Below are 22736 nucleotides of genomic sequence, written 5' to 3' on the forward strand. Positions count from 1 at the left end.
GTGGATGCACTAGACAATAATGAAAGAGTGTTATAAGATTAAGACTATTTACCTCTTAATGAAGAATTAGGGATTCTGCATGTCGTAACTGAAAACGTAAGGGTAAGGGGCGGTGATACAATTTCTACATGAGACTTTGAAAGACTTTATGAGGGACGTTTAGACGCTCATTTAAACATTTGGATTAGACCAAAATGGGTGTGTAAAGATTAAGGGGTATCCACTATATTTTGTGATGGGGTGAACATAATGATTTATCGTAAAGCAGAAAAAACAATAGAAACGGATCGATTACTTCTACGTCTATTTAAAGAATCGGATGCACAAAATGTTACTGAATTATGTAATAATTATAATATATACAAAAGCACATTGACTTTACCATTTCCCTATACTTTAGACTGTGCTCTATCCTGGATTGCAAATCATGAGCAAAACTTTGAATCAGACCGAATGTATGAATTCGCTGTAACCGACAAAAATAGCGGACAGTTATACGGCGCTATTGCTATTTCCAATCATAAACCATACAAAAACGGTGAAATTGCTTACTGGATAGGAGAGCAATATTGGGGGAAGGGATATGGAACCGAAGCAGCCAAAGCAGTGATCGAATTTGTATTTAAAGAGAAGAATTACCATCGCGTTTATGCACGTTATCTTAAATCGAATCCCGCATCCGGAAAGATCATGGAAAAGTGCGGAATGACATACGAAGGTACTCTAAAAGATCATGTTTATAAAAACGATTCTTTCGAGGATCTTGTTTATTATGGAATTATTAATCCGATGAAATAAGGATACTTTATTAGACGGTCCCCCTGATCCTCAACGTTCGACTTGCCGAATTACTGCAAAAGTGCAGTTTTTCCTTATGGCGTATATTCCGTTACAGGGATTCCTTCAAAGCTCAGGCTGGTGGAAAACCCCTGTTTTTTAAGAAGGGTTGGAGATGTCCATTTATTTAATCATTACTTGGCACCCAGAGCGTTTTAAGCCGATTTTTTCTGCTGAGAGACGAGATCCACCATATAAAATGAAGTGGTGAAAATTCCTATGGACTTTTCAACGGCCTAATTTCACGGGACCCAAGAGACCGCGTCGGATCCTGGGGGCATCATCGCCTTCAGGGGGCATCATTGCCTTCAGGAGCATCGTTGCCTCATGGGGCCTGAACATGTGGAGGGAATTGCTGCTATTTTACAGGAATTTCGGCTCAATGAGTCCACATCCCGAGGAATTGCTGCATATCTACATCATTTTAGCCCTTTTGCTTAAAGTGGAAGAGAAACGGGTGAAATTCCTGCAGTTTTGCAGGATTCCCTTTCTGGAAAAGTCGTCTATATCGAATTGCTGTAGTTGCGCAGGATTTCGCTTACCGAATAGGCGTAGAAATCGTGCAGTTTTGCGGATTTCGCCTACCGGATAGGCGTGTCTAGGGGAATGGTGCAGTTTAGCTCCATGAATTTCAGTCTAGTCAACAGGCAGAAATCAAAAAAAATGGTGAAAAGGATGCTTATTGCAGAAATTTCATAAAATATCGGCTCAAGATAGGATAATGGAAAAACGGCTGACATGCAGCCGTTTTTTTGTGCTTGGGAAGAGCCGAGGAAGTTTAGGCCGTGCCTGATTCACGATTGAGCGATGCGGCCATGGGACATTCAATAACAGGATAATCCAATGATGCGGCGATGCCCGTCCATCCGGTAACGGGTCGAACCGAAGGAAAGGGGGTTCCGGTTCATGAGTCCTATTCGACGTGTGGAGAGAGCGGCAAGATCAATTATTCAGCGCTCTGCTGGCGTATGTTCAGATTTCATTCATCGCTCTGTTCCTAGCCTTGATGATCGCAGTTCCGCTCGGCATCCATAAGACGCGCCGTCCACCGATGCCGCGCCAATCTACGAACAGGTGAGGGGAGGATGACAAGCATCTGTCCCCGCATTATCAGGGCGTGCCGCTTATGCGCAGCGGCAGCCATACAGCGAAGCGGTATCCGGAGCTGATTGAAGCCTTGAGCCGGCTTGCAGGCTCTATTACGGATAACGAGGTGCGCGAGATGAATTATCAGGTGAATGCGGAGGGTAGAAGCGCCCGGGATGTCGCGAAGCAATTTTTGACGAAGGCGGGGCTGCTGTAAGGCAGGTTGGATTTATCTTTATTTCGAGATATAATGAAGAAGAAGGCAAATATAGGTTGGCAGTCAGGAGGAATGACAGGATGAAAGTGGAGATATGGTCGGACGTTGCATGTCCATTTTGTTATATCGGGAAGCACCGGTTCGAAGAAGCGTTGAGCCAGTTCGGGCACGGGGATAAGGTGGAGGTCATTTACCGCAGCTTCCAGCTCGACCCGAATGCGGAGAAGCATCCAACGAAGGATGCGTATACGGCAATCGCCGAGAAATACGGTGTCAGCCGAGAGCAGTCGATCGCCATGCACGAGGATATTGTCCGTCAAGGCAAGGAAGCGGGGATCGATTATCAATTCGATTCGATGATTATGACCAATACGATGGATGCGCACCGCCTGATTCATTTCGCCGGACAGTACGGGAAGCGGGAAAAGGTGGCCGAATTGCTGTTCAAGGCGTACTTCACCGATGGGAAAAATGTCAGCGAGAAGGATACGCTGCTTGCCGTTGCCGCCGAAGCGGGACTGGAGCGGGAAGCGGCCGCGTCGATGCTGGAGAGTGAGCAATTCACCTTCGAGGTCGAAGAGGAGATGCGCGAAGCGAACCAACTAGGCTGCCGCGGCGTGCCGTTCTTCGTCTTCAACCGGAAGTATGCGGTAGGCGGTGCCCAGAAGCCGGAGATGTTCCTCGAAGTGCTGGACAAAGCATGGAGGGAAGAGAACCCGTTGACGGTATTGACTCCGGAAGGCGGCGAAGGGTTGTGCACGGACGATTCATGCGGGATTGGGGAAAAATAATCCGGGGATAGCAGCAGGCGGTATTTCCCGGAGAAGGGCATGAGGGAAGCCGATTCCCAGGTGCAGGGGCCAGGTGGAACTCACCTGGTCTCCACGGCCTGCTGCTGCTTTTTTTTCTGGTTCATCCGTTCGGAATGGGCCTTGCCCCAATTATGCATCGCTTCCAGAATCGGCACGAGGCTCTGGCCATATTCCGTGATGGAATACTCGACCTTGGGCGGGACGACCGGGTAGACGACGCGCTGCACGAGATCTTGCTCTTCCAGCTCGCGCAGCTGCAGTGTCAGCATGCGCTGCGTGATGTCGGGATTCAGCCGCTTCAACTCGCTGAAGCGCTTCGTGCCTCCGGTAATGAGCTGCATGAGAATAATCGGCTTCCATTTGCCGACGATGGCATCCAAGGCGACGACGACCTCGCACGGCACTGGATTGTTCTTGTTCATTTCATTCGCTCCCCCTGTATAAAGACGGTATCTTTGGTGATACTACAGCACATAGATGTGCCTACTTATATTAAATCGATCTATCGTTTATTATAGCATGTGTAGGCAATACGATCTTATCGGTAGATGAAGAGGAGTGGTTCAGTTGAGTAAAGAGTTTCTCGACGCAGTCAAGAAAAGACGCAGCATTTATGCTATCAGCAAGGAGTCTGTACTGAGCGACGAGCAGTTGGAGCGCTTGATTGGAGAGGCTGTATTGCATACACCTTCCTCCTTCAACTCGCAGAGCGCCCGCGTCGTCGTCTTGTTGAACGAGCAGCACGACAAGCTGTGGGATTTGACGACCGAGACGCTGCGGCAGGTAGTGCCGGCGGAGAACTTCGGATCGACTCAAGACAAAATGACTGCCTTCCGCAACGGATACGGAACCGTTCTGTTCTTCGAAGATCAAGCGGTGATTCAGGGCCTGCAGGAGCAATTCGCTTTGTACAAAGACAATTTCCCGGTCTGGTCGGAACAGTCTTCGGGCATGCTGCAATTTGTCGTATGGACCGCACTGGAAGCGGAAGGCTATGGCGCAACCCTGCAGCATTACAATCCATTGATCAACGATGCGGTGAGCAAGGAATGGAACATACCGGACACTTGGAAATTGATCGCGCAAATGCCGTTCGGCAAGCCGACCGCAGCACCGGGCGAGAAACAGTTCGCACCGCTCGAAGATCGTCTGAAAGTGTTCAAATAAGCCAAAACACCAACAAGCATCCGCCGACATCCGGATGACAGCAAGAGGCTCAAGCGTCGATTCGCTTGAGCCCTTTTTTGCGTGCGTTATGAAGACCTAATCCTAATCATCGTGATTCGAACAGGAGCTGCGCGTTATCGAGGAAGGGAGGCTTCCTTAGCGACGCGAAGCCGTGGTGGGCGAGACAGGAGGAGAACAAATAGAGCAGAACGAATCGCTAGATTCGTTCTGCTTATAGGCTACAGCTTCGTCAATATGTCAGGACCGTTGTCGGTAATCGCCACGGTATGCTCATACTGGACGCAGATCGAGTGATCCGCCGTCCGGGCGGTCCAGCCGTCACTCTCGACATAGGCGTGATAGTCGCCCAAGGTCAGCATCGGTTCGATCGCGATGACCATGCCCTGCTTCAATCTCGGCCCCGTACCTGAGCGGCCATAATGGGGGATGGGCGGCTCTTCCCACAGCTCCTGGCCGATGCCATGCCCGGTGAAGTCTCTGACATTGCCGTATCCATGGCGGTCGGCGAATGTCTGAATCGCGAAGCCGATATCGCCGACGCGATTGCCGGCGACGGCCTGCTCGATGCCGAGGAACAGGCTCTGATGGCAGGCGTCCATCAGCTGCCGAATATCATCGGATACGGTGCCCACGGCATATGTCCATCCGGAATCGCCATGATAGCCGCGATAATGCGCTCCGATATCGATCGTGACGACATCGCCATCCTCGAGCGGCTGGTCATCGGGGAAGCCGTGACAGATGACATCGTTCTTCGCCACGCAGATCGAAGCGGTGAAGCCGTGATGGCCGAGGAAGCTCGGCACGGCTCCGCGCGAGCGGATATGCTGCTCGACCAGCCGATCAAGCGCTGTCGTCGCGACGCCCGGCTTGATCGCCTCGCCCAGCTTGGCATGGCATTCCGCTACAATTCGCCCGGCCTCTCTCATGAGGCCAATTTCTTCATTTGATTTCAATATTATCATGGACTCTCCTCCTAATCTTCTGTCCGTGTGCAATGATGATCCAGGAAGTCCAGCATCTCCGCCCATGATTCCGCGCAGGCCTCGGCATCCTTGCCGTCGCTTCCGCCGAGCAGCAGCATGCCGCCGCGATGGACGGTGCTGGGCAAGTACGGCGCCTGAATCATATGGCCCGCGTCCGGATAGGAGAGATGCCGGACGGGATAAGGGAATTCCTTCTCTCTCAGCCGCGATGCGGCTACCTCGGAGAAGTAGGTGGAAGGCCAGGTCTTATCATCTCCGCCGGAGATGAGCAGCACCGGTCCCCGGATTCGCTCCAGCGGAATCATGGCGCCGCCCCAGTCCGGCTTCAGCTTGACGCTCTTCTCATACAAGGAGGCGAAGGAGAGCGGTTGCTTCGTGAACCGCCGGCTCAGTATGCGGAACAGCAGCGCCAGATTCATGCGCAGCGGCACGAACGGCAGCGGTTCTCCCTTGTGCGTCCAGGAGGAGGCCGGCGTTCCGCCGACGAAGCTCGAAAATAGATACGGGCTCGGCACGTAGCTTACGATGGGATGAAGCTCCGGATAGGTCGCCCCGAGCAGCAGCGCCAGCTCTCCTCCCTTGGAACGGCCGACGACCGCGATGGACTCGTGGCGGATCCCAGGCTGGGACTTCAGCCAGGAGACGGCCTTCTCGAAGTATTCAAGCGGGATCTCCCTCAGTTGGGAAGGAAGCGGGCCGACCCCGAAATATGCCAGGGCAAGGGCAGCATATCCGCGTGAGGCCAGCAAGCCGGCCATTAATTCATTCACGCCGCCTCCCGAACCGGCCAGTACGAGGACGGCTGGAGGACGCTCTGCCGCAAGGGGCCGGAAGAAGGTGCCCGCTATCCCGAGTTCATCCGGGTCTAGCGGAATCCGTTCCACCTCGTCAGCGATGACTTGCCGGACGATCTGGCGTTCTGCCACGATTGTTCCCTCGGCCTCGGCAGTCAATGTCACCTGAAGCGGATCGGAACCGGCCTTCTGGAAAATCTCCGGATCGGAAGCTGACGGCTTCATGGACCAGAAAAGACCCATCGCGTCGGCCGTCTGGTATGTTCCTTCCAGCGGGGCCTGCCGGCCCAGATCGATAATCCCGCTGTCGTCGCTGCGGAAGACGGCATAGGAGCGCCAGGCTACGCCCTCCTCATCCGTCGTCGCCGCCCGCAGCGTAACGGTACAAGCCGTTGGAGCGTGAGTGACGCGAATGTCCAGCCTGTCATCGAGCAGCGACGTCTCGGCGACTTCGAGCTGAAGCGGATTCATCATGATCATGAATTGCCTCCTTCATCGAGCCTATGCATTATGGCGATTGGTGGTGTCATTTCTTGGGGCCTATGTATCATCCCGCCGCATAGCAGATCTACCGCTTCATTCACCAGGGCGCCCAGCTCCTCCCGGGCGGCCTGCCGGCCAGATAGATTCGCCATTGCGCCGAGGAGGGCTCCCCAGTACAGATCGGCGGCTAGAGAAGGGTCCGATCGGCGTAGAATCCCGGTTGTCATGCCCTCCCGGATCGTACGAATAAGCGAGGGGCGAAGCCGGAGAAGATCCCGCTGCTCCGCGGCCTGCTCGCCGAAGACGGCAGGCAGATCTTCATCGATGCTGCGAGTGAGCAGGACGAACGACGGCTCTTCTACCGCTCGCTGCATATAATAACGGGCATGCCGCTGCAGACGCGCGGCCGGCGCTTCCTCCATGTCCAGCATTCGCCCGGCCCATTGCCGGGTCTGCTCGATGAAGTCGAGAAAGAGAAGCCGGAACAGCTCCCATTTATCCTGATAATAATAGTAGATAGAAGCTCGGGCGACGCCGGCCCGCTTCGCGATCTCATTCATCTCGGCGCGGTGGATGCCCCGGTCAAGATAGACGTCGAATGCCGCCTGGCGAATAAGCTTCATGCGCGCGGCCCGCATTCGCTCGTTCTGTTCCTTCGTTCGCGGCGACATCGGATCACCTCAATTCATTGACGTTGTTGTCAGTTTATTATAGCTTTCACTGACATCGGCGTCAATTTATACGGGTACTGGCATAACAATTGAAGGGGGGGTCTTATAAGCGGTGTAAAATGATTGCGGTGACGGGTCAACAGCGTATGTGGAGGCGGGAAAAATGGCGGCGGGCAAAGCGGTGGAAGAGCGAAATTCTGCGTTAATCAGGCTGTTGGAAAACCCTTGTTTTTTTCGGAGGGGTGATTACCTAATCGAAACTTGGCATTCAGAGCGTCATCGCCTTCTGGAGACATCATAATCTCCTGGGGTTTTAACGTGTGGAGGGAAATGCTGCTATTTTACAGGAATTTCGGCTCAATGAGTCCACATTTCGAGGAATTGCTGCACAGCTACATCATTTTAGGCCCTTTTGAGCTAAGTCGAAGAGAAACGGGTGAAATTGCTGCAGTTTTACAGGATTCCCTTTCTGGTGAAGTCGTCCCTATCGAATTGCTGTATTTGTGCAGGATTTTGCCTACTGAATCAACGTGTCTTGAGAAACCGTGCAGTTTTGAGGACTTCGCCTATCGGATAGACATTTCATTGTACAGTTTTCAGGCACTTCGATCAGATAAAATTTTTCTACTGAGAGACAAGTCCTGATGAAGTGCCCAAAAATCCTTTGGACTTTCTCAACAGCCTGGTTAATGCAGCAATTTTTGCCATTTAAGTTGTTGATTGATGGAATTTCTGCGAGAGTACATTATTTTCATCGATTTTTGTCTTTAATCTATTGGATAGTCTGAAATTGATGCAGTTTTGCAGGAACTTCTGTAACGGAATACACGTCATAAAGGAAAACTGCATATTCACAGTTTTTTCAGCCACTTAGCTGTGAGATGCAGGGGTGGGGCTTTCTCGCTGCAGCTAAAAAACGACTTATTGGGCAGCCCCTTCCACAATATCAGTTCATGATGACTTCACCGCAGTTTGAGGGGGTGTTTTGTTTCCTGCAGCTTGGCTTCCTTCCCTCCGCGCTTCCGCCTCTTCTTTCACTACCCGCAGAAATTCGGGAACATCAGGCCACATCACTGAAAAAGTCGGCTTCGGCGCCATCAATTAGTTCAGCACACTGTTCCGCAAAGACAAGTACATGTCACCAGCCCCATGCCACCGCGAGGTATGATGCGTCACATATCGTTCATAAATGTCCATTCTGTGAAAAATATGTGTCAAAAATCGTAACGATGGTGGTATAATAAAGGTAAAAGCTGCTAATGAGAGACCATCCGTAATCATCACTTTACAGAATGGAGCGGATCATTATGCATTATCGAATTATGTATCCGACAAGGACGAAGGAAGTGCTTGTGGCAACCTTCCTGCTCAGTGCAGCCATGCTGCATGTCGCGTTGATGACCGAACAAACCGTGCCTGCGTTGTTCTTCCTGCAAATGGCTGCCTTGGCGGTGCTCATTGGATCGCTGTGTGCGGAAGTATGCGTGCGCATGAAGAAGCGAACGGCAGACATTCGGGCGGAATCGGATTCCATCACGATTCGGGGGACATTCATACCGGCGGAGGAAGTAGCAGAGATCGTCGTGAAGGGGTATCGCCAAGCCGCTGTAGGCATCCGGCTGAAGGGGAAGAGCTCAATCCCTGGCTATTGCTGCTTCCGGTTCCCGGGAGGGGAGAACGGCGGCATGAGTGAATTGTCCCGTTGGGCCGAACGGCATGGCATCCCGGTGAAGCAGGGTTATTTCATGACCTGGCTGTAGCTGTTTCTATTAGAATGTAAGCCCTTACTTGGCAGCGAAAGAGCATCGCGGCGTTGTGCTGCGATGTTTTATTTTGTCATTTTTCCAATCTCCTATTATACTGAATGTACATTATGAACGGGAGTGTGATTAGCATGCGGCAAAGAACCCTATTGCGAAAGGAGAACACTATGAGAGAAGAAATGAGGATTTTTATAAATGAAAACAATCAATATTGGGATCGTCGCCCATGTCGACGCAGGCAAGACGAGCCTGACTGAACGATTATTGTATGAGACGAAGGTTATCCGGGAGCTTGGCGGGGTCGATTCGGGCAACACGCAGACAGACTCCCTGGAGCTGGAGAGAAGAAGAGGGATTACGATCAAGGCATCGGTCGTCTCTTTCGTCGTTAACGAGGTTAAGATCAATTTGATCGATACACCCGGCCATGCCGACTTCATCGCCGAGGTGGAGCGGGCGTTCGGCGTGTTGGACGGAGCGGTTCTTGTCCTCTCCGCGGTAGAGGGCGTTCAGGCGCAGACGAAGCTGTTAATGGCGGTGCTCGAGAAGCTGGCCATTCCGGTTATCCTGTTCGTGAACAAAATTGATCGGAGCGGCGCGCAGCCTGAGGCGGTATGCAAGGCGATTCGCGAACGGCTGTCCCGCTGCGTTATTCCGCTCTATGGGACCGTGCAGGCGGGGACGAAGCAAGCTAATATTGTCAAAAAACAGTGCGGCAAGGAGAATCCGGACTTCTATGCGCAATGCATCGAGCTGGCGGCCGACCATGATGAACAGCTTCTCGCTTCCTATGTGTACGGCGGCGAGATAAGCGGATCCCGAATCGAGGAGACGATGACCCGTCTTATCCGGGAGGCACGCGTTTACCCGATTCTGGCCGGTTCGGCCATGATCGGGATCGGCATCAACGAGCTGCTGGAAGCCATCGCCCGGTTCATCCCGGCACCGCAGCCGTGCGCCAATGCTCCATTATCCGGAGTCGTGTTCAAGATCGAACGGGCGCACTCCGGCGAGAAAATCGCCTATATCCGCGTCTTCAGCGGAAGCTTCGGCGTCAGACAGACGATTCATGTGAACCGGAAGCAGGCTGACGGACAGATTGAGGCCGCTTCCTATAAGGTTAAGCGGATCCAGCTCTTCGATCGCGGACGGACGGCTGACGCGACGAGCGCGGGAGCCGGCGAATTCTGCAAAGTGTGGGGCTTGAAGGAGGTCCGAATCGGGGATGTCATTGGAACCTGGTCGGAGCGGATTCGAGAGATTCACGTCGCCGCGCCGCAGATGGAATCGCGCATCGAGGCGGTTCCGAAGAGCCGCGATCATACGCTGTATCAAGCCTTGATGAATATGGCGGAGGAAGATCCGCTTATCCATATCTGGCGGGATGAGCATCACCAGGAGACCTATATTCGCTTGTTCGGCGAAGTGCAAAAAGAAGTGATCGAAACGACGCTCAAGGAAGCTTATCAGTTGGATGTTCGCTTCGCGGAGACGAGGATTGTCTGTATCGAGAAGCCGCGAGGAACGGGGACGGCAGTGGAATTCATGGGGGCGGAAGGGAATCCGTTCTATGCCACGGTCGGCTTCCGGATCGATCCGGGCGAGCCTGGAAGCGGCGTAACCTACCGTCTGGAGGTGGAGCTGGGGTCGCTTCCGCTCGCATTCCACGCGGCGATTGAAGATACGGTATATGCCACGCTGCGCCAAGGCTTGTACGGTTGGGAAGTGACGGACATTGCCGTCACCTTGACCCATACCGGATATGCCAGCCCGGTTACGGTGGCCGGCGATTTCAGGAAGCTGGTGCCCTTGGTTCTGATGGAGGCGTTGTCCCGGGCCGGGATGGATGTATATGAGCCGATCCATGAATACGAGCTAACCGTCCCTGCCGGCAGCATCAGCTCCGCCATGCATCGCTTGGCCGGCCTGCAGGCGGTGATGAAGGAGCCGGTCATGTCCGCCGGCACCTGTCTGCTGACCGGAACGATTCCGGTCAAGACGACGGAGGCGTTCAAGCGCAGTCTCCATGCGCTTACGGAAGGAGAGGGCGTGTTCATTGCGCGGCCGTGCGGCTTCATCCGGATGGAATCGGGGTACCCGGTGCGGAAGCGGTCCGACTATAATCCGCTGAACCGCAAGGACTACCTGCTTCACGTCCTTCGCGCATACTAGGCAGACACTGCACCATAAGAGAAGAGCCCCGGGCAGTTCCGGGGCTCTTCGTTGTGGGCAAGGTTATGGTAAGGTTATGGGCAGCATCGGGCCCCTTCGCCGGATTCAAGCATTGCCTTCAGGCTGGCCAGCATCTGCAGCCAAGCCTCGATATGCCACTGCCGCGCCTGATTCCATGCTTCCGTGTCCATCCAGCCGCTGTGCTCCAGCCGGACCGCGGTGCCCCGATTCGCCGGCTCCAGCGTGACCTTCACCAGCGTCAACTGCTCCTGCCGATTCATCGTATCGGCGAACGGATCGGGTCCCTTCCATTGGAACGTGAACGAACGCGGCTCGTCATAGCGGATGATTTTGCAGCCGATCGTGCTCATGCTGTCTTTGCGATCCGGATTGAAGAACAGCTCGAATTTGCCTCCGCTCTTCGGTTCAATGTCGGCAGCGGAAGCGAACCAGAGCGTAATGCGATCGGATTGGGTCCACGCGTTCCATACGCGCTCCGGTTCGGCTTCAATCCAGATTTCCTCGGTAATCGTCATCTATTGAGGTCCCCTTCCCGAATGGCAGCAGTCCGGTTGCGCATCATTGTCCAGACGGCTGCTTGCTGAATTCCAACAACTCGATGACATTCCCGAACGGATCACGGAACGCGTTGTAGGCTCCCGGCGGGCATGGCTGCGGCGTATCGTAGATGGTCTCGATCCCTTGGGCTGCGAGCTCGGCGATGGTGCCGGCCAGGTTGTCCGTCTCCAAGCCGAGCACGACTTGGGCCTGCTGCGGGTAATCTGTCCGGGCCGGCTGTTCAACCTGGTACAGCACGATCGGGATGTTTTTATGCTTCAAGCTGACCGTATTCGCATCGTACTCCCGCGATACCTCGAACCCCAATTTGCCACAGTAGAACTGCTTCGCCAGCTCCAGGTCGGATACATAAATTGAAATGACACATAGCTTAGGCATTTTGCTCCCCCTTATCTGGTCACTGATTGTACCGTTTCCATTATATCGGGGAGCGCTGCCGGGAAATTCTTCTACTTTGCGGTGTTGCTCTCCTTGTTCTTCTCGAAGAGGAGCTGCGGCAGGCTGATGACAATCGGCGGATCGTAGGGCAGCGGGTCCCGCAGTTGAATCGCAATTCCCAACTCTGTCTGATCATTTACCTCGATGGCAGAAGGATATTTGCCGCGGATGGCGCGATCCAGCACGAAATAATCCTTCGGGCGAAGACTCCACGGGATGCCGGCCGCGAGCGCGTGATATGTCCCTGAAGGCACATCCGCGAACGCGCACGTCAGCTTCCCTCCTGCGAGCGCGGTCCCGGCAATCGGCCGCTGATCCGGGATCGGACGAGGGAACAGGCCGACGAAGATCAAGCCGCGGAAGGAGGCTGGTGCTTCAATCCGGCACGTAATCTGCGGAGCCGCCTCCTTCCCGGGAACGGGAAGCGACAATTCGCGTTCCTTGAATTGATTCATATACGCCGTTAACGCGGCGGAACCAATTCGGAAAGCCCGCGGCGGCACGCCGACTTGCTGCTTGAACCGCGTGTTGAAGGACCCGGCGCTGCGGAATCCGATCGACAGCAGCACTTTGACGAGGAGCGACGGCGCCTGAAGCAGCGCCGATTTCCCGGATTCCATCCGTAGGGCGGACAGATAGTGGCGCGGGGAGATGCCGGTCACGCTCTTGAATATTCGCGTAAAATGATACGGACTGTATCCCACATGAGCAGCCATTTGTTCGGACGTGATATCGTCCTCCAGATGACTTTTCATATACAGAATGGCTTGTTCCGCCGCGACAATATGCTCGTCCTTCATCATCTGAATCCGCATTCCTTGCCCTTCCTGGGGTGTGAGCTCGCGCTTCGCGTTCATCGGACGTCAGCCTCCTTGGTCTTTTACTCTATGGTTAAGCCAATATTACCAAATTGCTCGGCCAGCCGCATCCGCTCGAAGGCTTGAACTGTATCTTGCAGCGGGTATACGCGGTCGACAACCGGCCGGATGGAATGGCGCTCGATGAAATTCAGCATGTCTTCGAACTCCTGGCGGCTTCCCATAGACGTTCCGATAATGCTGATCTGCGGGAAAAAGATCGCTCGCACCGGAATCTCCATCCTGTCGCCCGAGCTTGCGCCGAACGTGACGATGCGGCCATTCGGCTTGATGACTTCGAAATATTGCCCGAATGTCGCCGGTCCGATGCTGTCGAGGATCAGATCGGCCGCTTCTCCGCCGATCTCGTCCTTCCATTCACACTGGCTGTCGAAGGCCTGATGCGAACCAAGCTCCAGCGCCCTGAGCCGTTTCTCCTCACTCCGTGACGTGACGGTTACTCTTGCTCCGGCCGCCACAGCCATGAGCAGGGCATAGGTGGCGACCCCGCCGCCGATTCCCGGAATGACGACATGCTCACCGGGCCGAAGCCGTCCTCTCGTGAACAAAGCCCGGTAAGCCGTCAGGGCGGACAAGGGGAGCACGCCCGCCTCTTCCCAGGTCAGAAATGCCGGCTTCGGGAAGGCGTTGCGGGCGGGAACGATGATGCTCTCCGTGAAGGTCCCGTCCGATGGACCGCCGACGATGGCGGGAAGGGCAGGGACGATCTCCGGCGTCTCCCAGTCGAGGCAAGGATGAATGATGACCTCGCTGCCCACAAGGCCGGGAGGTACCTCTTCCCCCACGGCTTCAATCGTCCCGGCGCCGTCCGAGCCGAGAACCAATGGCGGATCTTGGGGCGTTCGGCCGGCCATCAGGAACAGATCGCGGTGATTGAGGCCCGCGGCCCGCAGCCGCACCTTCACTTCCCCTGCCCCTGGCTGCTTCGCAGCCATTTCCTTATATGACAAGCCTTCTAGACCACTCTGGCCTGCGTGCACAATTGCTTTCACATGAATTCCTCCTTATCCCAATCGGTTAATACGATGGCTAGGTCTGAGTGTACACAACGGAGATCATCAAGTAAAATGAACAAAAACGAAGGTGAGTATCATAAACTTTTATACCAAGCAGGTGACATCGTAGTGGAAAGCGGAGATTTGAAAATATTTCAGGCCGTGGCCCGGAAAGGCAGTATCACCAAGGCGGCACAAGCGTTGAATTACGTCCAGTCCAATGTGACCACCCGGATTCAGCAGCTGGAGGCTGAATTGAAGACCCCGCTGTTCCGCCGCTCCAATCGGGGGATGACGCTCACTCCCGCAGGCGAGAATCTGCTGGAGTATGCGGAGCGGATCTTGAGCTTGCTCGACGAGGCGGAGAAGTCGGCGCGCTACTCGGAGCATCCATCCGGACCGCTTCGCATCGGTTCCATCGAGACGGCGGCCGTTACGCATCTGACGCCGCTCCTGAAGTCCTACGGTCTCCAATATCCCGACGTACAGCTGTCGCTCCAGACCGGGGAGACGCACCGCCTGACGCGGCAAGTGCTGAACGACGAGTTGGACGGCGCCTTCATTTATGGTCCGGTAGAGCATCCCGATATCGAACATGTCGCCGCGTTCCGGGATGAGCTGGTGCTTATCTCCGAGCCGGGAACGGGCAGTCTGGAGGAATGCCTGGCGAAGCCGATGCTGTTCTTCGATGTCGGATGCTCTCATCGCGCCCGCGCCGAGCGCTTCCTGAGCGAATCCGGCCATCCTTCCGGCCCGGTCATGGAATTCGGCACCTTCGAGGTGATTCTTCGCGGCGTATCCGAGGGGCTCGGCGTGTCCATGCTGCCGAAGTCATCGATCGCCGAGGCGGCGGAAGCCGGCCGGATCGCAACGCATCGCCTGCCGCACGGGTACCGCGATCTGCATATCTGGTTCGTGCATCGGCAGGAGCCGGTCTGCTCCAGCGCTGTGACCGCATTCATCGCATTGCTGGATGCCGAACCTGCAACGTAATTCGAAGGAGGTTCAATTAGAGCCAGATGCCGGGATAACCAAGCGGGAACGGGCAGGTCTATTTATCGGAGAAAAGAGGGGCGGTCCATGGTTGAACCATTCCATAGCAAGCCGGCATTGACGCCAGCGCAGGCACAAGCCATACAGCATGTCCAGGCGTCCGCCAGCCTGGTACGGCAGCACGCATGCGAGCGCATCGAACGGCATTTGACGCGAGCGGGCTTCCCGTCCGCCACATTGCACGACATTCTTGCCGCCGTGCGCGAATCGGTCCGGGTGACGGTCAATTTCCACCCGGACCGGCTGCTTGCCGGCGGCTCGCTCGTCGTGGACGGTCTGCTGCGGGACGGGGTGTACCGCAGCCAGTTCGAGACGGGCGTGACGAGCGCCAGCCCGACGGCTTACCCCGGCGGGGACCGCGACCGCTGGGAGCGAAGGCTGTTCGGCGGCGCTTATCATCAGGCCGGGCTAGCACACCGGGAGCGCCCGAAATACGGGGCGCTGAACCTGTTGCAGCACCCCGAAGGGGGCGCGCCGAGTTTCGGCTCCTGCCATGTGGTGCTGCGCAGCTCTATGCTGGCCCGATGCACATATACGCTCGGGGACAGCTATTCCGAGCCGGAGCATAGCGGCACGATCGATGTCTTCGAGCCGCTGCTCGCGGAGCTGCTGGACGAGGCAGCGGCCGCAGGCTCCGCGCCGGGCCGGGATGCCGGCGGCAGTGCCGCGCTTCTTCGCCGTCTCCTCGCATCCGGCGAAGAAGCACCCTCCAGCATCCGCAGGGATCTGGACCAATATATCGAGGCTCAGATTCACGGTGATGTCGCGCTGGCCTCGGATGTGGAGGCGATCGTGGCCGATCCGTCCTTCCGCGGGACGCGAATCGGCGAGCGGCTTGCTGCTCTCGCCTCCAGGTATCATGTAGCGCTGCACTGGCATCATGGGTTCCAGCTCGCCGCCTCCGATGTGCCGGATGACTTCCGGGGATCGAAGATGCCGCCGTTGGCGCGCCGGGTCGTACGGGATTTCGCCACCGTCCCGGGGCACTTGGATGCGCACGCGATCGGGGATGCGGCCCGTTCGCTTGCCCGTCATCCCGAGCTCTGGGCCGATTGGGGCACGCCGGGGGAGACATGGCAGCATCTCAAGCAGCTGTGGCATGTTCTCGCGCGTTTCGGCCATCCTTATCAAGGTCATGGGAAATTGTAACTTGACCGCCAGCCAATAGTTTATATACAATCGGCTGGAGGAGTGATATGTATATTGTTGGTAAATCTGAATCGTCATATGTTGGAACGGCTCGATGATTGGGCGCTCGCATCCGTGTGCTATGAACCATTGATCCTGGCATACAAGGCAGCGTCGGCCCAAGGGGGAGACGGGCGCCAGCTCTTCTCCGAGATGACTGCGGCGCAGCAAGCGTTGTTCATCTTCCGGGTGTACCATGATCATGTCCGCCATTCGGCTGAAGAGCTGTACTGGTGGAGCGCTTATTTCATGGCGGAATCCGGACGGTGGGCCGCGTTGATTGGCAGTCTGCGTCAGTCGGATGACCGGCATCTGCTTCCGCTGCTGCAGGAGATTGACATCCTTCTGACGGAGCGTCAGCATCCGCGCCCTCTGGATCAGTTCGAAGTATCCCGGCACGATCTGGAGGATGACGAAGAACTCAGCTCCCTGTTCGGCCTGCTGTATGGCAGGTATGAGGCGGCAGCTTCGTACACGGTAGCGCGAATCGCCGGGCAGATCCGTCTTCATCCAGAACAATACGGCTTAACTAGTTGACGGGGACGATTCGTGTTCATGACAGGAAGGCAATACCCCGCTGTCGGGCCGGTGGAGTGCGGCTGGCGACAGCCGCTTTTTTTATAACCGAGGGCTATATACTTACCGGAAAATTACTCACGGCCCGGCATTATGAATCGCAGGGAGGGGAGCTTTCATGATGACCATGCCAACGCATATTGAAGCTGTAGGTGGTATTGTAGAGAATGAGCAAGGACATATTTTGGTAGTGAAGGCGAAGCATGATGGTTGGGTCTTTCCCGGCGGGCAAGTCGAGGCCGGCGAAAATCTGATCGGCGTGTACTCCAACACGGGAACCTATAAGTGGCATGATGGGTAACCGATGTTCCCGCCAAGCTCATGCTCGACTATGCCTGCAGGGCTGTAGGCGGACAATTGAGCACATCGGAAGAGACATCCGATGTCCGCTGGGTTGCGAAGGAGCATGTGCTCGACGTGATTGCGGCGCCCGCTATCCGCATTTGCTATCAAGCTTATGTGGATGCGGATGTCCGCATCAATTATATGGAATATGTGACGAAGCCAGAGTTCGAACTGAAGCTGGCACGAACGATATAGGAAGGAGGAATTGAACATGACCTCAAGCAATGAACCCGGCCAATCGACTGATCTGCCTGACAAATTGGCCAAGCCCGCCCGCAGAGCGCTTATCGCGGCTGGTTATGTGCGTCTGGAGCAGCTGGCGACAGCTCGTGAGTCGGAACTGTTGAAGCTGCACGGCATGGGGCCGAAAGCGATGGATCAGCTCCGTACGGCGCTTGCCGACAAAGGATTCTCATTCGCGGATCGGGAATGAAGGACGGAGCGGCGCTCCGTTTTTTCTTTACGTGGTGTTGATTCGGTGTCTTGCTTGGCAAGCGTCTTCCCAACCATTCTCCCAATGCTCCTCGTAAGCATTCCCTTCGCTCTCCCGTTCTCCCGCTGCCGCATGTCCTGGAAGCCACGCAAGCAATTTTTTCTCAATCCGTACGTTTCTTCCTCAATCCGAAGTAAGTGTGTGTTTCCATTGCCTACATGCCTGTATACCAAGCCCTTTTAAGCCTCTTACAGCCATTCTCCCCTCCGCTCAGACAGAACTTATATCTGATCCACATGTCACTTATAGAGACATACAGATTGAACTCCTTATGACCAGTATCCCCATCAGTCAGCCAGGAAGTACATGCATATAACCCCTTAACATCAATCTCCCATCCAGTCAGGAAAAGATATAGTCGGAGATTTTTCCTTTCGCACAGTATCCCAAGCACTCATGTACTATTTCATGATTCATATGACTAGTTAAAATAGAGTGAATTAACCCAGTGCTTTGGCGTGCCTTTGATAAGTGGAGACTAGTCGAAGGCCAATTCCATATGTGGATTCAAATGTGAAAAATCTGATTGCGACAATGTTCAAACTGACCCGACGGGAGAGTGAAGCAAAGGCCGTGCATCACCAAGAACGCCTGACCCAATGGGAGAATGAAGCAAAGGCCGTGCATCTCCAAGACTACCTTACCTGTCGGGAGAGTGAAGCAAAGGCTGTGCATCACCAAGACTACCTGACCCGACGGGAGAGAGAAGCAAAGGCCGAGCAACACCAAGAATACCTGACCCGACGGGAGAGTGGAGTAAAGGCCCGTGCAACACCAGGACGCCTGACCCGACGGGAGAGAGAAGCAAAGGCCGAGCAACACCAAGAATACCTGACCCGATGGGAGAGTGGAGCAAAGGCCGAGCACCACCAAGACTACCTGACTCGACGGGAGAATGGAGCAATGGCCGTGCACCACCAAGAATACCTGACCCGATGGGAGAGTGGAGCAAAGGCCGAGCACCACCAAGACTACCTGACTCGACGGGAGAATGGAGCAATGGCCGTGCACCACCAAGACTACCTGACTCGACGGGAGAGTGAACTAAAGGTCCACCGATACTTCATGCGTACATAAGTGACCGTCAAGGCAGATAAAGCGCCTTGGCGGTTTTTGTCGTTTTATAGGTGGTGGAACATCTTTTTAAATTTTTATTGAAAAAGATTCTCACTCGGGATATAATGAGAACCGTTATCATTTAATAGATAACGATTCTCATTATCATTTATAAGGGAGGAAGGTCATAGAATGATACATAGAAACGGTAAGGCGGCCGTCATTATTTTCATTATGATGCTGGTTGTAGCAGCTTGCGGCACAGCGGGAACGGAGCAAGCAGGGAGCGCGGCGCCGAATCAAGCGGTTGCGGAAGATAACAAAGGCGCGAGCGGAGAGGCTGCCCAGACAGAGAAAGGCGCCGAGGGTACTAGCAGCGAAGCAGGCAGCGAGCAATCGGCGAATGAAGAGGATGAGGCGATGGCGGAGCTGCTCAAGCAGTTCGGTGAGCAGAAGCCTGCTCGCATCGTGACGTTATCCGTCTCGATTACGGAAATATTGCATGAGCTGGGCATCGAACCGGTCGGCTTGCCGACGACAAACAGCAAGCTGCCGGAGTCGCTGGCAGACGTCCCGCGCATCGGTTCGTCCCATCAGCCTGATCTTGAGCAGATCGCGAAGCTGCAGCCGGATGTTGTCCTGGGCCCGGCTTCGATTAAGGACAGCATGGAGAAGAAGCTCGGACCGGCTTCACTGCCAAGCGCTTATTTGCCTGTCGATTCTTTGGAGCAGCTGAAGCTGTCGACGAAGACGCTTGGCCGCTTGCTCGGCCGAGACGACCAGGCGAATGCTTTCCTGCAAGACATCGAGCGGCAGGAACGCGAAGCGATCGAACAGGTGAAGGGCAAGCCGGCGCCCAAGGTGATGTTCCTCTTCGGCTCGGCGGAAGCGCTGATGCTGATGAACGACAACACGTTCGCCGGAAGCCTGGCGCGCAATCTGGGGGCGGTCAATGTCGTGTCTGAAGAGCTGAAGCTCACAGAGGCTTATGTCCCGTTCAATATGGAGAGTATCGTCGCGGCGAATCCGGACGTCATTCTGCTCGTTGCCCACGGTGACCCGGATGCCGTCGTCAAAAAGTTCGAGGAGGACGTGAAGAAAAACGGCGCCTGGGAGAAGTTGAACGCCTTCCAGAACGGGAAGATGGCTACCCTTGACTTCGAGTTGTTCGGCATCGCTTCGATTGTCAAGGCGCCGGATGCTTATAAGGAAATGGCGCGCACTTTATATGAATAAGACGGAGGTTCCGGGATTGTGACGGAGAACAGACAGATGCGCAAAACAGCTCTAATGGGAGGAGCGGCCGTATTGCTTGGAGCGGCGGTGCTGCTCTCCATCGGCATAGGCAGCGTCGCCTTGTCTCCGCCCGACACGCTCCTGACCGTGTTCGGACGCGGGGATGCCGCCGCCGACACGATTCTGTGGGACATCCGGATACCGCGCGTCCTTCTCGCGCTCCTGATTGGCGCGAATCTGGCCGCATCCGGTGCCCTGCTGCAAGCCGTTATGCTGAACCCGCTGGCTGACCCGGGCTTGACGGGCGTGTCCAGCGGCGCTGCCGTCGCCGTGTTATTCATCATGCTGGTTGTTCCCGGGTATGCTTCCATGATACCGCTGGCGGCGATTGCGGGCGGCGGGATTGCGGCCGTGATGGTCTATGCCCTGGCTTGGAAGAAGCTGCACGGGGGATTTACGCCGATTCGCATCATTTTGTCGGGGGTTGCTGTTAATGCGGTATTCGGAGGCATCATCGGACTATTGTCGATTTTGTATAGCGATAAGCTTCCTTCTGCATTGCAATGGCTCAACGGCAGCCTGTCCGGCACCGGGATGCGGGACGTCGCCGTCATCCTTCCGTATTCACTTGCCGGCTGGCTGGGCGCGCTGCTTTGCATCCGGCAGGCCAATATTTTGCGGCTGGGCGAGCAGGCCGCGCATAATCTGGGGCAAAACCTGAACCGGATCCGCTTCACGCTGTCCTTCATTGCGGTCTATCTGGCGGCCATCTCGGTCTCGACTGTCGGTCTGGTCGGCTTCGTCGGACTCGTCGTGCCCCATATCGCCCGAATGATGATCGGCTCTGACTACCGCCATCGTCTGCCGATGAGCCTTGTGCTCGGCGCGCTCGTTCTGCTCGTGGCCGATACGATCGGGCGCACGGCATTTGCTCCGTTGGAGATTCCTGCGGGCATCGTCATGGCGATGGTGGGCGGGCCGTACTTCCTGTATTTGATGCGGAAAGGAGGAGCGTGACTTATGCTGATGGTGCAGTCGTTGACTATCCGGTATGCGGACAAAACCGTAGTCCATAACTTTTCCCTCAATGTGAAGGAAGGGGAAGTCGTCTCGATTATCGGTCCGAACGGCTCGGGAAAATCAACGATACTGAAGGCGATGACCCGTCTCATTCCTTGCGAGAGCGGCCGGGTATGCATTGCCGATCGGGAACTGCGTTCGCTCAGCACGAAGCAAGTGTCCCGTCTCATGTGCATGCTCTGCCAGTCGAACGCGAGTCCGGCGGACATGACGGTAGGGGAACTGGTCAGCTACGGGCGCATGCCGCATAAGAAATGGTATGAGCGCCTCGACGCAGCGGATGAAGAAGTGATTCAATGGGCCTTGGAGCAGACGGGGATGCAGGCATACAAGGAGCGGATCGTCGCCTCCTTGTCTGGGGGAGAAACCCAGCGGGCCTGGCTGGCGATGGCGCTGGCCCAACGTCCGAAGGTGCTGCTGCTCGATGAGCCAACCACGTATTTGGACATTGCGCACCAATTGGAGGTGCTGGAACTCGTGCGGACGTTGAACCGCGAACTGGGGCTTACGGTCGTCATGGTGCTGCATGATCTGAACCATGCGAGCGCCTACAGCGATCGGGTCTGTGTGATCAAGGACGGAATTCTGCGCCTGTACGGCACGCCGCAGGACGTGTTCACGATGGAGCTTATCCGCAGCGTGTACGGCGTGGAGACCGAGATCCAATACGGGCCAGACGGCGATTGTCCGCGGATTCATGTCTTGCAAAAATGGAATAGAAAAGCGGGGGATGTTCATGAAGCCATTGGCTAACGAAGCGGTAAAGCTTCAATATATGAAATTGGCGAATCGCGTGAAGACATTGATGCTGGGCACGATCGACGAGAACGGCCGGCCCTTTGTCTCCTATGCACCGTTCGTGAAGAAGGACGGGAAGCTGTATATCTATATTAGCCGCATTGCCAATCATTATCGGCATGTGGAGGCCAATCCGGACATCGATGTCATGCTGATTGAAGATGAATCCAATTCGGCGAACCTGTTCGCCCGCGAGCGCGCCCGCTTCGTGTGCCATGCCGTCAACATCGGCAATGAAGGCCATGAGGAGCTATTCGAACGGTTCGAAGCGTCGTTCGGCGCTCCCATGATTCGGGTGCTGTGCGGGCTCGATTTCTCGCTGTTCGAGCTGACGCCGCTGGAAGGCCGGTATATCGCAGGCTTCGGCCAGGCATATGATATCGATCTGAACAGCGACCGATTCGAACATATCGCGCGGGACGGTCATACACAATCCGCCAAGCAAGCTGCCACATGACAGGAGAATGGGAAAAGGAGCCGAATGCAATGACCTATTCATCCGTAGCCGTGATATGGAACACGCTTCATGAGCGCTTCTACAATATGGCCAATAGCTTGCCGGAGGAAGCTCTGGGCTTGCGCATCGGGGCCGCCTCAGTCGGCTATATGCTCCGCCATAATGCGGAAGTCGAGTATTTGTTCGCGGAATGGTTTTTCCGGCGCGCGCTGCCTCCCGGGCTGGAGCTCCTGACGAGCCGCGGGCCGGCGGCAGGCCGGGATCGGGCCGAATTCTTAGACCGGGAAGGCCTGCTGGCCCTGCTGCGTGCCTCGAACCAACACGTGCTGGAAGCGATGCGCGAACTGCCCGAGGAGGCCTGGCGTATGGCGGTGGATTCGCCGATGGGAGCCTCGACGCCGCTGGAGGCGGTCAGCCGGCTGCTATACCATACCGGCCTGCATGCGGGCCAGATTTCCCTGATCCAGAAGCATGCCCAACCGGCCGGGCAAGCAACGTGACAGAGCCGATGACAAGAATCAACCTTCGGAATCAACCGAACGGTTGATTCTTTTT

25 protein-coding genes and 1 pseudogene are annotated in these 22736 nt (G+C 55.5%); 18 read left to right on the forward strand and 8 right to left on the reverse strand.

All coding sequences use genetic code 11. The annotated features are described in order from the left end of the window. Nucleotides 1-249 precede the first annotated feature (249 nt). The 3 genes and pseudogenes from FLT43_RS00950 to FLT43_RS00960 all read left to right on the forward strand — a co-directional run bounded on the left by FLT43_RS00950 (nucleotide 250) and on the right by FLT43_RS00960 (nucleotide 2931). A complete protein-coding gene (locus tag FLT43_RS00950) occupies nucleotides 250-798 on the forward strand; it encodes a GNAT family N-acetyltransferase (protein ID WP_087443756.1) in 549 nt (182 codons plus the stop codon). Nucleotides 799-1930: 1132 nt separating this feature from the next. After that, nucleotides 1931-2140, forward strand: a pseudogene (locus tag FLT43_RS00955) (glycine betaine ABC transporter substrate-binding protein); the annotation flags it as partial. An 80-nt stretch (nucleotides 2141-2220) separates the two neighbouring features. Further along, nucleotides 2221-2931, forward strand: coding sequence for a DsbA family oxidoreductase (locus tag FLT43_RS00960; RefSeq protein WP_087443755.1), 711 nt, complete (start codon nucleotides 2221-2223; stop codon nucleotides 2929-2931). 80 nt (nucleotides 2932-3011) lie between these two features. Here the strand turns inward: FLT43_RS00960 and FLT43_RS00965 are convergent, their stop codons facing one another. Further along, on the reverse strand, nucleotides 3012-3374 hold the full coding sequence (locus FLT43_RS00965; protein ID WP_087443754.1) for a winged helix-turn-helix transcriptional regulator: 363 nt from the start codon (nucleotides 3372-3374) through the stop codon (nucleotides 3012-3014). Between the two features lie 145 nt (nucleotides 3375-3519). On the opposite strand from FLT43_RS00965, the gene FLT43_RS00970 reads away from it, so the two are divergent. Beyond that, a complete protein-coding gene (locus FLT43_RS00970) occupies nucleotides 3520-4119 on the forward strand; it encodes a nitroreductase family protein (protein WP_087443753.1) in 600 nt (199 codons plus the stop codon). 239 nt (nucleotides 4120-4358) lie between these two features. On the opposite strand, the gene map is transcribed toward FLT43_RS00970, so the two are convergent. Genes map through FLT43_RS00985 form a run of 3 tightly spaced genes read right to left on the reverse strand, consistent with a single transcriptional unit; the run spans nucleotide 4359 to nucleotide 7074 of the window. After that, the gene (map, locus tag FLT43_RS00975; RefSeq protein WP_087443752.1) at nucleotides 4359-5105 is read right to left on the reverse strand and encodes a type I methionyl aminopeptidase; all 747 of its coding nucleotides are present in this window, start codon (nucleotides 5103-5105) and stop codon (nucleotides 4359-4361) included. An 11-nt stretch (nucleotides 5106-5116) separates the two neighbouring features. After that, nucleotides 5117-6400: an acyl-CoA thioester hydrolase/BAAT C-terminal domain-containing protein gene (locus tag FLT43_RS00980; protein WP_087443751.1), complete on the reverse strand. Its 1284-nt coding sequence runs from the start codon at nucleotides 6398-6400 to the stop codon at nucleotides 5117-5119. After that, the gene (locus FLT43_RS00985; RefSeq protein WP_087443750.1) at nucleotides 6397-7074 is read right to left on the reverse strand and encodes a TetR/AcrR family transcriptional regulator; all 678 of its coding nucleotides are present in this window, start codon (nucleotides 7072-7074) and stop codon (nucleotides 6397-6399) included. Before FLT43_RS00985 ends, FLT43_RS00980 begins: the two co-directional genes overlap by 4 nt. A gap of 1307 nt (nucleotides 7075-8381) precedes the next feature. On the opposite strand from FLT43_RS00985, the gene FLT43_RS00990 reads away from it, so the two are divergent. Together FLT43_RS00990 and FLT43_RS01000 are read left to right on the forward strand one after the other, a co-directional pair. Then, a complete protein-coding gene (locus tag FLT43_RS00990) occupies nucleotides 8382-8834 on the forward strand; it encodes a 6-phosphogluconate dehydrogenase (RefSeq protein ID WP_087443956.1) in 453 nt (150 codons plus the stop codon). A gap of 198 nt (nucleotides 8835-9032) precedes the next feature. Further along, nucleotides 9033-11009, forward strand: a complete 1977-nt coding sequence (locus FLT43_RS01000) for an elongation factor G (protein WP_087443748.1) — start codon at nucleotides 9033-9035, stop codon at nucleotides 11007-11009. A 74-nt stretch (nucleotides 11010-11083) separates the two neighbouring features. Here FLT43_RS01000 and FLT43_RS01005 read toward each other — a convergent pair whose 3' ends face one another. From FLT43_RS01005 to FLT43_RS01020, 4 genes are all read right to left on the reverse strand, one after another. Further along, nucleotides 11084-11545: an SRPBCC family protein gene (locus tag FLT43_RS01005; protein WP_087443747.1), complete on the reverse strand. Its 462-nt coding sequence runs from the start codon at nucleotides 11543-11545 to the stop codon at nucleotides 11084-11086. A 43-nt stretch (nucleotides 11546-11588) separates the two neighbouring features. Next, nucleotides 11589-11966, reverse strand: a complete 378-nt coding sequence (locus FLT43_RS01010; RefSeq protein ID WP_087443746.1) for a VOC family protein — start codon at nucleotides 11964-11966, stop codon at nucleotides 11589-11591. A 71-nt stretch (nucleotides 11967-12037) separates the two neighbouring features. After that, nucleotides 12038-12883 carry a helix-turn-helix domain-containing protein gene (locus tag FLT43_RS01015; RefSeq protein WP_087443745.1) on the reverse strand — a complete coding sequence of 282 codons (846 nt, stop codon included), beginning with the start codon at nucleotides 12881-12883 and terminating at the stop codon, nucleotides 12038-12040. Between the two features lie 23 nt (nucleotides 12884-12906). Beyond that, nucleotides 12907-13896, reverse strand: a complete 990-nt coding sequence (locus tag FLT43_RS01020) for a zinc-binding dehydrogenase (protein ID WP_087443744.1) — start codon at nucleotides 13894-13896, stop codon at nucleotides 12907-12909. A gap of 132 nt (nucleotides 13897-14028) precedes the next feature. Here FLT43_RS01020 and FLT43_RS01025 point away from each other — a divergent pair, with 132 nt between their 5' ends. The 12 genes from FLT43_RS01025 to FLT43_RS01075 all read left to right on the forward strand — a co-directional run bounded on the left by FLT43_RS01025 (nucleotide 14029) and on the right by FLT43_RS01075 (nucleotide 22681). Continuing rightward, a complete protein-coding gene (locus FLT43_RS01025; protein ID WP_087443955.1) occupies nucleotides 14029-14892 on the forward strand; it encodes a LysR substrate-binding domain-containing protein in 864 nt (287 codons plus the stop codon). Nucleotides 14893-14979: 87 nt separating this feature from the next. Then, a complete protein-coding gene (locus FLT43_RS01030; RefSeq protein ID WP_087443743.1) occupies nucleotides 14980-16101 on the forward strand; it encodes a DUF3626 domain-containing protein in 1122 nt (373 codons plus the stop codon). Between the two features lie 54 nt (nucleotides 16102-16155). Then, nucleotides 16156-16677 (forward strand): hypothetical protein, encoded by a 522-nt coding sequence (locus tag FLT43_RS01035; RefSeq protein WP_087443742.1) that lies wholly within the window; start codon nucleotides 16156-16158, stop codon nucleotides 16675-16677. A 157-nt stretch (nucleotides 16678-16834) separates the two neighbouring features. Beyond that, a complete protein-coding gene (locus FLT43_RS30630) occupies nucleotides 16835-17017 on the forward strand; it encodes an NUDIX domain-containing protein (protein WP_307719739.1) in 183 nt (60 codons plus the stop codon). Nucleotides 17018-17073: 56 nt separating this feature from the next. Further along, complete coding sequence (locus FLT43_RS30635; protein ID WP_307719738.1) at nucleotides 17074-17256, forward strand: hypothetical protein; 183 nt, start codon at nucleotides 17074-17076, stop codon at nucleotides 17254-17256. Nucleotides 17257-17272: 16 nt separating this feature from the next. Continuing rightward, nucleotides 17273-17494, forward strand: a complete 222-nt coding sequence (locus tag FLT43_RS01045) for a helix-hairpin-helix domain-containing protein (RefSeq protein ID WP_087443741.1) — start codon at nucleotides 17273-17275, stop codon at nucleotides 17492-17494. Between the two features lie 573 nt (nucleotides 17495-18067). Beyond that, entirely contained in the window at nucleotides 18068-18631 is a 564-nt protein-coding gene (locus tag FLT43_RS01050; protein WP_115057891.1) for a hypothetical protein, read from the forward strand. A 171-nt stretch (nucleotides 18632-18802) separates the two neighbouring features. Next, a complete protein-coding gene (locus tag FLT43_RS01055; protein WP_087443739.1) occupies nucleotides 18803-19846 on the forward strand; it encodes a helical backbone metal receptor in 1044 nt (347 codons plus the stop codon). Between the two features lie 36 nt (nucleotides 19847-19882). Beyond that, on the forward strand, nucleotides 19883-20863 hold the full coding sequence (locus tag FLT43_RS01060; RefSeq protein WP_164776252.1) for a FecCD family ABC transporter permease: 981 nt from the start codon (nucleotides 19883-19885) through the stop codon (nucleotides 20861-20863). 3 nt (nucleotides 20864-20866) lie between these two features. After that, nucleotides 20867-21679 (forward strand): ABC transporter ATP-binding protein, encoded by an 813-nt coding sequence (locus tag FLT43_RS01065; protein WP_087443737.1) that lies wholly within the window; start codon nucleotides 20867-20869, stop codon nucleotides 21677-21679. Further along, on the forward strand, nucleotides 21663-22181 hold the full coding sequence (locus tag FLT43_RS01070) for a HugZ family pyridoxamine 5'-phosphate oxidase (RefSeq protein ID WP_087443954.1): 519 nt from the start codon (nucleotides 21663-21665) through the stop codon (nucleotides 22179-22181). The genes FLT43_RS01065 and FLT43_RS01070 overlap by 17 nt, the downstream gene beginning before the upstream one ends. Before the next feature lie 29 nt (nucleotides 22182-22210). Continuing rightward, nucleotides 22211-22681 (forward strand): DinB family protein, encoded by a 471-nt coding sequence (locus FLT43_RS01075; protein WP_087443736.1) that lies wholly within the window; start codon nucleotides 22211-22213, stop codon nucleotides 22679-22681. The last annotated feature ends 55 nt before the right edge of the window (nucleotides 22682-22736 follow it).

Origin of the sequence: Paenibacillus thiaminolyticus (genome assembly GCF_007066085.1) — a bacterium.
In the GTDB taxonomy this organism is placed as follows: Bacteria; Bacillota; Bacilli; order Paenibacillales; family Paenibacillaceae; genus Paenibacillus_B; species Paenibacillus_B thiaminolyticus.